This is a genomic window from Bacillus sp. 7884-1, assembly GCF_002272245.1.
Taxonomy (GTDB): Bacteria; Bacillota; Bacilli; order Bacillales; family Cytobacillaceae; genus Neobacillus.
Map to the genome: position 1 here is coordinate 1 of NZ_NPDD01000009.1, position 12,010 is coordinate 12,010.

The 12,010-nt window shown below is 40.5% G+C and carries 7 protein-coding genes; all 7 read right to left on the minus strand.

The window, feature by feature from the left end; all coding sequences use genetic code 11:
- Nucleotides 1-142: 142 nt before the first annotated feature.
- The 7 genes from sleB to CHI06_RS00820 all read right to left on the minus strand — a co-directional run bounded on the left by sleB (nt 143) and on the right by CHI06_RS00820 (nt 11,711).
- Complete coding sequence (gene sleB, locus CHI06_RS00790; RefSeq protein ID WP_373558122.1) at nt 143-832, minus strand: spore cortex-lytic enzyme; 690 nt, start codon at nt 830-832, stop codon at nt 143-145.
- Nucleotides 833-1,309: 477 nt separating this feature from the next.
- Nucleotides 1,310-5,044 (minus strand): S8 family serine peptidase, encoded by a 3,735-nt coding sequence (locus CHI06_RS00795; RefSeq protein WP_095246516.1) that lies wholly within the window; start codon nt 5,042-5,044, stop codon nt 1,310-1,312.
- 261 nt (nt 5,045-5,305) lie between these two features.
- Nucleotides 5,306-6,592, minus strand: coding sequence for a helix-turn-helix domain-containing protein (locus tag CHI06_RS00800; protein WP_095246517.1), 1,287 nt, complete (start codon nt 6,590-6,592; stop codon nt 5,306-5,308).
- Between the two features lie 154 nt (nt 6,593-6,746).
- A complete protein-coding gene (locus CHI06_RS00805) occupies nt 6,747-7,742 on the minus strand; it encodes an NAD-dependent epimerase (RefSeq protein ID WP_095246518.1) in 996 nt (331 codons plus the stop codon).
- Nucleotides 7,739-9,172 carry a hypothetical protein gene (locus CHI06_RS00810; protein WP_179292499.1) on the minus strand — a complete coding sequence of 478 codons (1,434 nt, stop codon included), beginning with the start codon at nt 9,170-9,172 and terminating at the stop codon, nt 7,739-7,741. Before CHI06_RS00810 ends, CHI06_RS00805 begins: the two co-directional genes overlap by 4 nt.
- On the minus strand, nt 9,172-10,233 hold the full coding sequence (locus CHI06_RS00815) for a glycosyltransferase (RefSeq protein WP_095246519.1): 1,062 nt from the start codon (nt 10,231-10,233) through the stop codon (nt 9,172-9,174). The genes CHI06_RS00810 and CHI06_RS00815 overlap by 1 nt, the downstream gene beginning before the upstream one ends.
- Before the next feature lie 149 nt (nt 10,234-10,382).
- On the minus strand, nt 10,383-11,711 hold the full coding sequence (locus tag CHI06_RS00820; RefSeq protein WP_095246520.1) for a gluconate:H+ symporter: 1,329 nt from the start codon (nt 11,709-11,711) through the stop codon (nt 10,383-10,385).
- Nucleotides 11,712-12,010: the final 299 nt, after the last annotated feature.

The window sequence follows — 12,010 nt, forward strand, 5'->3', positions numbered from 1 at the left end:
AGATTAGTCTTCAATAGTGGCTCTTGAGGACAAAACTCGAAAGGGAAGCCAGAGATTAGTCTTTAATAAGAGCTATTAAGACAAACTAAACTAAAAAAACTGTCATCTATTTAATTCAATTGGAGATGACAGTTTTTCTATTTCATTTACAAAATATATGTTTTCCGATTTTCTTAATCTGCGGTCTGCTCCAAATCCAGCTGCTTGTGGCCGTATCAGGATTAAAATAATAAATAGCATTACCAGTAGGGTCCCATCCATTTAAGGCGTCCAGCACAGCTTTTTTTGCTGTTTCATTTGGTGTTAAATTAATTTGTCCATCGGCAACAGCAGTGAAGGCACCAGGTTCATAGATAACGCCTCCGACGGTATTAGGAAAGGAGGCACTTTGGACTCGATTCAAAATAACGGCGGCGACCGCAACTTGACCGATGTAGGGTTCCCCGCGTGATTCCCCGTATACGGCATTTGCCATCAATTGGATATCGTTTTGGCTGTACCCGTTTGGAACATTGGCGCTAGAACCACCTGAATTTCCTTGCTTTTCATATTTTGTTGCTTTCACCAGCATAGCCTTCGTTTTTGCCCCGACAACCCCATCGACAGGAAGACCAAACTGATCCTGGAAATTCCGAACTGCCCAGTAGGTATTCCATCCAAATACACCATCAATCTTACTTTTAAAAAAGCCATTATAATTAAGGCGAGATTGCAGCTCAATCACATCTTCCCCGGAAGAGCCTTGCTGAAGTACCTGGTTCGAAAACGCATGGATTTCTTTCCCCTGGTCGCCATTTGAAAAAAATATAACAGTTAGAAAAATAAGAATCAGTGGAATCTTCAACCATACTTTCCTCTGCAATGTTCATCCTCCTAACTTTTTACTGAGTTAGTTATATACTTCCATATTTTTTATCTTTTACTCATGAAAAAAGTTTAAGATGGCTTGTCCCTATCAGTAACCAGCAAAAGTAAAATAAGCGGAGATTTTCCGGTTAGATGCAGAATGGAGCTCGTTTCGGGGTATATAAGCGGAGGTTTTCCGGTTATTCAAAACTGAATCTCCCATTTTCACGTTTTTTGAGTCAATAGGCGGAATCTCTCCGTCTATTTAAGCTAATTTCGATGCTATTAACTAAATAAGCGAATTTTTTCCGTCTATTTATCAGATCTCATGCTTAACCTCATCCCCCCAACCGATAAAAATAAAGAAAAAGACGTATGCCAATTCATACGTCAATTCTTGTGTCTCTTATTAAGAAAGCACCCGCAACCGGAACCCTTTATCGTGAAAACTGGTAACTAAAACTTACCTTAGTCCATACGCTTTAATAATTTCTTGTTTGATACTATTGCCTTTGTCATCCCAAGCGCTTGCACGTAGTGAGACATTACTTCCAGCTTTGCTTGGATGTTTAATACTTGCTGTCCAGCCGTTACCTTCAGCGGATAGTTCAACCTTGTTCCATGTCTGACCTTCGTCAAACGAAACTTCAAGGGAAGCACCTTCAACAGCTCCGTTTCCTGGTGCTCCAGCAATTTGAACCGCGGATAATTCTAGCTTTGTTGATTTGCCTGCAATACCGTTGCCGTTCATGTCAGTATCAATTTTATAATCCAGTGAAAGTAGCGGCAGAGCTGTACGAGTTTCTTCTTCCTTTTTAGACCAGAATGTCCACTCGGTATGTGTGCGAACGGATGTATTCCAGCGTTCTGCATGACGAGAAGAGTTGCTTACAATTCTATACTTCGTGTTTTCTTCTGGTTGTGCTACAAATGAATAGATTGCCTGTCCATTTGCTTTTTTCACGAGTGTATCTCCACGATAAAACTCTAACGTTTGCGATCCAGGATAACTCATGTCTGCTCCTGTGTGTCCAATCCCTGAATCAGCCCATGCAGGAATATTGAGCACAAAGTAATTTCTGTCACGGTAAGGTGCCCAGAATCCTTCTCCAAGGCGAGGCCTAACGGCAGGTGAAAACCATTCTTCCTCAAGTTTCTGACCAGGAGTGTAAGTCACTTTTGGCTGACGTACTTCCCACTCTGCGTCTTGTACATTAGCCTGATGGTACCAGGATGTGCCTTCTTGAGCGGAAACCCATTCAGTTCGTACAGATGGAAGAGCAAGTTGGAACAAGAAGCCGACTCCATGATGACTGTGGCTCAGGATATCATAACGGAACTCCGCTCCTGGTGCCGGACGGTCTGATTTATATTTGCTATCGATTTTTACAAGATCTTTTGTTTTTGGAGAATACGTTAAATCGCTTGGTACAGCATCATGATGCATATCAACAAGGTCATAAACGAATTCAGTATCTGGTTTACCTTTAACATTTAGTGTTAAGTTACCTGCCTTAGCTGCCTCCACAAGCTTTTGGCCTTCCGTACCGCTTATGCCGGCAACAGCTAGAGGTGTATCAGAAAGTGAAAAATCTTCATTTTCAATTCCTACCCATTCACTTAGCTCCCGTGGTCCATCATTTACGATGATTAAAAACTTTGCCCCGGCAGCTAATGCTGCTGCAGCACGGTCTGGACCAGAAACTTCATCACTGCGAAGAACGACTACGGCCTTGTCCTTTACATTAAGTCCATTATAATCCTCTGGAGACCCTTTTCCTGCATACACAGTCTCTAAATTGTGTATACCTTTTAAAAGCTTACTTCCGGGCTGAGGAATATCATCGAGCTCTTTGCCTTGGAAGTTGATGGTAAGCATCGGTTCAGCAAGGCGCCAGCGTGTGGCCAAGGTGAATTCTCCCTTTTCTACTTTTTTTGTAGGCTGTACATACATTTTATCCACCCATACAGGCATGATGTAAATATCATTTACGGTTGATTCTCCAGTGTTGCGGTAATATTCTAATTTTCGATAAGTGGCTTCCGTTTTATTCGGAACGTTTACTTCAATTGCTTCTGCTTTACGAGCATCAAGTTCAACTGTCTGTGAACCATTCAGGTTAATCTCAGGATTACCAACGAGTGCGATACCGCGGTGATCTGTATCGCTATCAACCTCTATCCAACCCATAACGGAATAGGTACCTGGCAGTAATCGCAGTTCTCGTGAACCTTTTACGGTCATAAACTGTGGATTTCCGTCTGGACCAAGGAGGTAAAAGTAAGCGTCAGCAGGTGTCCCGTCACGATCTGTTGCATTGATTGTGAGAGAATACTTTTCTTCTTCTTTAATCATGCCTAAAGAAGTATGAGCAACTGTCTGCCCATTAAGATTTGCTGAAATATGTCCTTGATAGCGGGCGCCAAGAGCACCAAGCTGAGGATCAAGAGTTACCTTTACCTCTGAACTGCTATTAGCCTCAATTGTCACTTTGGTTGTTGAGAGTGTAAACAAGCCAGAAGGTACTTCTGCACCATTGCTATCTATTATTGCTGTAGAAAGATCTAGTGTAACAGCATGATCACCGTCGTTCGTGTACGTGATGGTTTTCTCAACGGAACCGCCATCATCATGCGGCCAGTCATAGAATCCGAAGTCCAGCGATCCTGTCGCACGAACTGTACCAAATGTGGCTGCAGCAACGTCAAGACGCCCCGTTCCGCCTTCAAATGGCTTAATATGGTCAAGCTTTTTAGTTGTACTCATAAGTGCCTCTTTCAGCTGCGCACCTGTCCAATCAGGATGACGCTGTGAGAGAATAGCCGCTGCCCCAGCAACGTGAGGGGTAGCCATTGACGTACCATCCATCGTCCTATAAGAACCGCTGCCATCGCTAAATTGAGAGCGGGCAGCTAGAATTCCTACACCAGGTGCAGTAAGGTCAGGCTTTAATCCCGAAATCCCATTTTGCGGTCCCTTGGAGGAGAACCAAGCAAGATGATCAGATTTGTCAACAGCACCTACCGTAAGAGCTGAATCAGCTGATCCTGGTGAATTTATTCCTTCCGCACCCGTATTTCCTGCAGCAATGACAAACAGAGCACCTGTCTCTGCAGTTAAGTTATTCACGGCTTGAGCCATTGGGTCGGTGCCATCGCTAGGCTCATTGCTGCCTATACTCATATTAACAATTTTGGCATTTTCTGCAGCCCATTCCATCCCGTCGATAATCCAAGAATCTTGGCCAAAACCTTCATTACTAAGGACTTTTCCAACAAGCAGGTCTGCACCAGGTGCGACCCCTTTATTCTTTCCTTCTGAGGCAGCACCTGTTCCAAGTACTGTCGAAGCTACATGGGTACCATGGGCATGAAAGTCACGAGCATCTTCATTTGGAACGAAGCTCTTTGCATCAACCAGTTGACTAGCGATATCTGGATGTTCTGCATCAATCCCTGTATCAAGAACGGCCACTTTTACGCCACTTCCATCGTAACCGGAATCCCAAGCTGCTGGTGCCCCAATCTGAGGGACACTTTTTTCAAGAGTGGCTTCCACACGGCCGTCCAGCCAGATTTTTTCAATTCCTGGTGCTAATAATGCTTTTGAGTTTTTTGCAGGCTGTTGATTTTTCGTTATGTCCTGCCAAAAATTACTCGCTTCCTTTTTATCTGTTGAAAGTGCCAAACCATTTATACTCTCAAGCACATGGGTCTTTTTAGACCCTTTTGGTGTTGGTAACGCTCCTGAACGAGATTTTGATTCTGAATATTGCAGGATAACAGGTAAAGTCTTCTGTGAGGCGTCATCATACCCATCTTCAATGAGTGCAGTAACATTAAATAAATCCTGATCTAGAAAACCAGAAGCTAAATAAGGCATGGCTTGATCCGGAATGACATATGTATCTTTGTCCACTGTCAAAATTCGTGCACCACCACCACTAGTGGCAGGCTCCACGTTAATCACACTTTGTCCATCTGCGAGCTCTGTCACCGTTACAACATCACCGGTAATGAGGGTAATGACATGCTTTCCTGTACTTGCTTTTGCATTAATTCCTTGCAGATTCGTGACGGTAGCTTTGTCACCATTCGCATTGCTCGAATCATCAGCAAATGCTTGAAGTGTTGGGACCGCTAGCAGAGCTGTTGTCATCATCATGGCAAAATACTTTTTATACTTTTGCTTGCCCATCTTTCACATTCTCCTTTTCTAGTAAAAAATAATTATGTATCTACCTTTAACTATATATGGATTTTAATTGTCTGTTAATTGGGACAATTATACTAAATAAGCGGTTCATAAGCGGGATTTTAAAGGAGGAGGGAGGGATTAGGATGAAAAGTAATGGATTTTCCTCGCCATTTATTTGGGACAATTTAATGAATTCGACAAAAAAGGACAATAGCTGCATGCCATTGTCCCTGTAAATCTATTATTCTAGTAAACATAATTCTATCGAACTGCTGCTATCTTTAGGTCAACGGGTGACCCGATGTTAGTTAGCAGGTTCTTCAGGTATTGATTGCAGATATGAAGATAGTGGTTGGCAGAAGCATAGTCCTGTTTTTCTTCATAATAGGAAGCGACCATCTGAAGATATTTCATTCCTCTATCAATATTCATTTGATGTTCGATAATAGGCAGTCCATGTTTAATGATATATTGGATCAGCATTTTCTTAGCACCAGATGCTTCTAAATAAAGGATTTTTAATTCAATATAGCGAGGGGATTTTAGATCCTGAAAGGAATCTAATACCTCCGATAACAGTTCAGCAGCCTTCTCATTTTGTGAAAAAGTAATAAGCGCCTCGGCCAGATAGGAAATGGTTATATAATAGGAAGCCGTATTCTTTTCTTTGTGCTGAAGAGCCTGGGAATAATAGTCTAGCGATTCTCCTAGTTTCCCTTGTCTATAATATAAAAACCCGAGATTATGTAAAGATAGTGCCTTCGTTTCCGTATCCTGAAGCATCTCTGCATCACTTAAAGTATGTCCAAGCTTCTCTTTCCCTTTCTCAAATTCACCAATATAAATGAAATTAACAGCTAAAATCATTTTGATATGAACCATTCTTAATAGATTGTTTGTCTCCTGAAAAACATGCAAGGCTTTATAAGCATAATGGATAGATAAAGAATAGTGGCATAAATGTCCGTGCAAGGCTGACCGAAAATAATAATACTCTGATATCCTAGCCTGATATTGCTCTGCCTGTTCTTCTATCTTAGTCAGGAATAGGAGTGCCTGGGAAAATTGTTCCTTTTTTCCATAATAGATGGCTTGAAGCAAATTCCACACATAGGCCTCAAAAGGAGTGAATTTTGAGAGATATTTATGAATACCTTGAGATGATTTTTCAAAGGCTGAAAAATCATCCAGAAGCAGGTAATAACGCAGCATATATAATTCATACAAATAAATCATGTCGGTACAATGCACATATTCCTTGCATTCCTGCAGTTCTTTTAAAAAATGAGCTGCTTTTTCTTGGTTCAGTCGCTCCATGGTCTCGTAAAAAATATCCAGCTTATGCTTTACTAACTCGCTCTTTTTGTTTTCTTCCTCGATGGAAATATGCAATCTTTCACACAGCAGCTGTAACGTTTTTGGATTCGCTTCTTTTACATTATTTTCAATTTTACTTAAGTGGGTAACCGAGCAAATGCCCTGGCAAAGCTGCTCTTGCGTCTTATTTTGCTTTCTTCGATGATAGTAAATCACTTTTCCAATAGACATACAATCAACCTGCTCTCTTGTAAAAATGAATGACTTTCTCAAGATAAGTATACTGAATTGTTTGTCTTTGTTCTTGTGCTTTAAATAGTAATAAAGTACGATTTTTCACTTCTACCTAAAAATCCCCTCAATCAAATAGAGGGGATTCCGGCATTTATTTATGATATTTTTTATACCAATTTACGAAATGATCTAATCCTATTTCTAATGGGGTAGCAGGGGAGAATCCGGCTGCCTTCTGTAAATCAGTAATATCTGCATAGGTTTCTTTCACGTCTCCAGGCTGCATCGGGAGAAATTCGATGTTGGCCTTTTTGCCAATTAACTTTTCTAACATGTTAATAAAATCCATCAATCTGACTGGACTGTTGTTGCCGATATTATAGATTTTGTAGGGAGCATGACTTGTACTGGGATCAAGGTTTCTGTTTGAATCGGGTATCGGTGGATGATCAAATAATTTGACGATTCCTTCAACAATATCATCGATAAACGTGAAGTCTCTAAGCATGTCGCCATTATTATATACCTGAATGGTATTCCCTTCGATAATATCCTTCGTAAAAGAATAGTAGGCCATATCCGGTCTGCCCCAAGGTCCATACACGGTAAAAAAACGAAGACCAGTAGTCGGGATATTAAATAAGTGACTGTAGGTGTGAGCCATTAATTCATTTGCTTTTTTCGTTGCCGCATAGATACTAACCGGATGATCAACAGAGTCTTGGGTAGAGAAGGGGGTTTTGGTATTGGCTCCATATACAGAACTGGACGATGCATAAAGTAAGTGCTCCACTTGATAATGCCTGCATGCCTCTAATATATTGACAAACCCAACTAAATTGGAATGAACATAGGATTGTGGATGCGAGATACTATAACGGACTCCAGCTTGAGCAGCTAGATTGATAACAATAGGGATGGAATGATCCTCGAAAATTTGGTTTAATGATTCCTGGTCGGCTAAATCGGTTAGATAAAATTTAAAATTCTCATAACTCTCTAAGAGCTCTAACCGCTCTTTTTTTAAACGAAAATTGTAATAATCATTAAGGTTGTCCACACCAATAACATGATAATTTTCAGCTAACAAACGTTTAGATAGATGGAACCCAATAAAACCTGCCGCACCTGTCACTACGATCTTCATTTTTTACCAGATCCCTTTTTACGATCAGTTTCCTTCTTTTTATCTCTGTTATCTCTTTTGCCGCCATGATCCCTTTTCTTATCGTGGTCATTATTACGATCATGTCCTTTTTTATGGTTACGGTCCTTGTCACGGTCATGCCCTTTTCTATGGCCATGGTCATTATTACGGTCATGGCCTTTTTGGTGCCCCCGGTCTTTTTTACCGCCGGAGTATTTTTTCCCTGGCAGTACGGTAGGAATGTCCTTTATTTCCATTTGTACGTCCTCTTCGGTGAGCGGGATTGGTGTTTTCGTCCATTCTGCATGTGTGTTAGGATCAAGAATCTTAACCTGCTCAAGGAAATCAGTAAGGAAACCTCGCTCATGAAGATTTTGGAAAAGTTCAAGAGGTCGTTCTTGCAAACGAGAAAACGAATACACATGGTCGACCATTTTAAAGCCTGAATTGGTGACAAAAACGTGCCTTAATGGAGCGTCAACTTGTTTGAACCCAGCCTGTTTTTGGGAGGTTACAATCTCTAGCAAAAGTTTTGTCACGACCAATGGAAGGGTTGTTTGTTTTTTTAGAAAGGTGTTTAAGTCTGGTCCCACTAAATATTCCATGACAACGTAATTATCTCCCGTTTCATATACTTTTGGGATAAAGGAAAGATCTTGATTCGCCAAGAGAATGGTCTTTTCCATTTCACAATGCTCCGGCTTTCCATAGATTTTCACGCATCGATTCTCAGCTATACGATAGACCGCACCTTGGTGGCCCGCTCCAATCAATGTTTGCGAAATGGCGCTATCGACTTTTACTCCTTCGCCATCTCCTCCCGAATATACGGGGATGTTCCGATAATCTAGTTTGTTTACTTTAAAATATTGCTGCCATATTTCATATGTTTCTCGTTCCATCTTTCTAACTTGGGATAGAAAGGATTCTTTAAGCAGCATCATATTTAAATCTCTCAATAACTTTAGCGGTACGGGATGAATTCGTTTGAAGGCATTCACATGATCAATTACTTTCAATTCTTCATTTTCAAGTACGAAGATGTGTCTGAGCGGGGCGTCGACCATTGTGAATTGTGCCTTTTTCATTTCATTTAATATATAAAGAAGTTTTCTTGTAAAGGATTCCGGGATATAGGTGCAATTCCGGAGGTATTCCTTTAATGTGGGAGCATTAAAGTATTCCATGACGATATAGTTATCACCATAGCCATATAAACGCGGGAAAAAAGATAAGTGCTGCCCAGATTTTAATGCTTCTAATTCCATTTGAGCTTGAAGGGTGCTGCTGTAAATTTTCACACAACGCTCCTCCGAAAGTTTAAAGACGGCTCCTTGAGCACCCATTCCAATTAATGAATAGCTAGTGGGGTTGTCGATTAGTAGAGTTTTTGGACCTTTTGTCACTTTTATTAATCTGAAATCTTCCATCATGATCCCCCTAACAATTCATCATAGTATTTAGCCTGTAGGAGAAGCTGCTTATTCTGGTCAAAGTTTTGTTCTACTTTTTGACGGGCACTAAGAGAGAATCTATCCCAAGAGCTTCTGTCCATTAGCATGTATTCCAAAGCTTGTGCAAGATGATTGATATCGTTTTCCCGTACCAATATCCCTTCTTGGTTATGTTTGATGATCTCTGGAATACCAGCATGGTTGGTTGCGAGGACTGGGATACCAGTGGCCATTGCTTCTTTGATCGTATTCGGAATTCCCTCAACATCACCATTTGACGACGTTAAGCTAGCTGCGCAAAATAAATCAGCTTGTCCCATTAGTTCAGGAATCATAGCTTTCGGAACACGATTCAATAGACGAAAGGAAGTACCTAAATTTAGCTGGGAGGCAAGAGATTTAAGATATTCTTCCAGTTCTCCTCCGCCGATGATGGTGAGGGTAGCATTTGGGAATTTCGATTTAATTTTATTAAAGGCCTGCATTAAGATATGGTGACCTTTCTTTTCTACTAATCTTCCAATGGAAATTATGTTTTGAGTACCATTGTGATTAGGCGCCCTGTATGGAAATAAATCGAGGTCAACCCCTCCATATAGTACTCGGATTTTCTCAGCAGGACAGCCCCACATATTAATTTGCTGGGCTAAATACTGACATACAGGGAAAAATCGTTCTCCTTGGTCAAAAAGCAATTTCATACCATCTAAATAGCCAACCGGCTGATTGGCGAGAGTTGCATCTCTGCCACGGATACTGGTTACGAGCGGAAGAGAGGTTTCTTCTTTAAATGGAAGAAGTAATTGACCCAATTGACCATGGTGCGCATGTAAGAGGTCTATCTTGTTTTTTTTCACATATTCCTTTGGCGAGAAAATTTCACTCAGGTAGTGAACCTGTTCATTGAGAAGAGGCAGATTGATCATATACTTGGGCTGCCGCACTAAATGAATATAATCATAACCAGGAATATCACGAATTTGAGGAATGTATTGGGTTGGGTCAACCCTTAGGTTCAAATGCATAACTTTTGGCAATTGATTAATCTCCTTTCAAGAATGTATAAAAAACTTTATTCTTTAGAATTAGGGTATTCATCCTTGAAAAGGGAGGCTTGGACAAATCGGAAAAAACATAAAAGGCAAAAAAAGCGCCACAGTCTGGATTAGACTGCAGCGCATTTTTCTTAGATAAATAAACTTAGAAGTAAAACGATTCCAAGGCCGACAATCGAGTTTACGAACAAGAGAAGGCCCCATGTTTTGAAGGTATCTTTAATGGATAGGCCAAAGTATTCTTTGAATAACCAGAAGGAAGCGTCGTTCACGTGTGTAATCGTGTTACTTCCTGCAGCTGTTGCTAATACCATTAATACAGGGTTTACATCAAAGGTATGAATCAGTGGACCAACGATACCAGCAGCCGTAATGGCTGATACAACACCTGTACCTGTGGCAATTCGAAGCAATGCTGTGATGAACCAAGCCATAATTAATGGCGAAACACTTGTGTTTTGCATCATAGCTGCAATCGTGTCACCAACACCTGAGTCTAAGATGATTTGTTTGAAAGCACCACCAGAACCTACGATAAAGACGATCATTGCAATTCCTTCAATCGCGCCAGAAAATGATTTCATGACGTCTGACATTGTCCGGCCAACACGAATACCAAACACATAAATTGCTACTAAAACAGCTAGAATCATACTAATTTCTGCACTTCCGAAGAAGTTAACGATTTGATAAATAGTTGAACCTTTTTCGATAAAATAATTAATAATCGTTGCAGCTGTAATGATGATGGCAGGAGTTAATGGAACAAGTAAACTTATAGCAAACCCTGGCATTTCTGCTTCCGTGAATTCTTTTTCTTTTTTCAATAGAGCTGGCACTGGGCGGTCTAGGTTACGTAATAATCTTGGTAAAATGATACCAGCACATATGACAGAAGGGATTACAACCACAAGTCCTAAAATATAAACCATTCCCATGTCGGCACCGTATGCGTCTACAAGTGCTACAGGACCAGGCTGTGGCGGAAAAATACTATGCGCCATAGTAGCAGCTGCTACCATTGTAATACCAAGTCGTAAAAATGGTGTTTTCGCTTCAATCGCGATACTAATAACGAGTGGAGCCAAAATAATAAAGGCTACTTCATAAAATACGGAGATCCCGAAGATTGCACCAACGAGTAAAATGGCCCATTCAACATATTTTACACCAAATTTATTTAAGAGCGTTGTTGCAACTCGTTGAGCCGCACCTGAATCAACCATCAATTTACCAAGTACAGCACCAAATCCGATAATAAGCGCAAGACTTCCGAGCGTTCCTCCAAAGCCTGCTTTAACCGATGCGATAACATCTGGAAGTGTGAGACCGTTTGCAATACCTACAAACATTGCAGATATTAAAAGAGAAAGGACACTGTTTAATTTCACTTTCATGTTTAAGAAAAGAAGCAAGGCAACCCCGAGAGCCACCCAAATAATTGGTAAGTAATTCTCCATGATAATTCCTCCTGAAGTTCTAGATGTAGTATTGATTACGCTTACTAAAAAAATAAAAAGAGTAGGTGAAAAGGTTATTATTTAATATAGTAGTGAATCTTTTTTAATTCGTTTATTAAACAAATTAATTAACCCCAAGAAGGATATCATGTCTAAAGTTAGTTCGTCAATCATTTTTTGAAAGCGTTGTTTCGTAATAATCCATAATCATTAGGTTGATATTGAAAATCTTTATAAAAGGCTCTGTTAAACTTGGCTGTTGATTTGCGCTCCACTAAGGAAAGCTTCTTTGAATAATC

Excerpts from the sequence above, each read along its gene's own strand:
- CHI06_RS00810 (WP_179292499.1), bottom strand. The coding sequence starts at position 9,172 with ATGGAAGATTTCAGATTAATAAAAGTGACAAAAGGTCCAAAAACTCTA.
- CHI06_RS00820 (WP_095246520.1), bottom strand. The coding sequence starts at position 11,711 with ATGGAGAATTACTTACCAATTATTTGGGTGGCTCTCGGGGTTGCCTTG.
- CHI06_RS00805 (WP_095246518.1), bottom strand. The coding sequence starts at position 7,742 with ATGAAGATCGTAGTGACAGGTGCGGCAGGTTTTATTGGGTTCCATCTA.
- CHI06_RS00795 (WP_095246516.1), bottom strand. The coding sequence starts at position 5,044 with ATGGGCAAGCAAAAGTATAAAAAGTATTTTGCCATGATGATGACAACA.
- CHI06_RS00800 (WP_095246517.1), bottom strand. The coding sequence starts at position 6,592 with ATGTCTATTGGAAAAGTGATTTACTATCATCGAAGAAAGCAAAATAAG.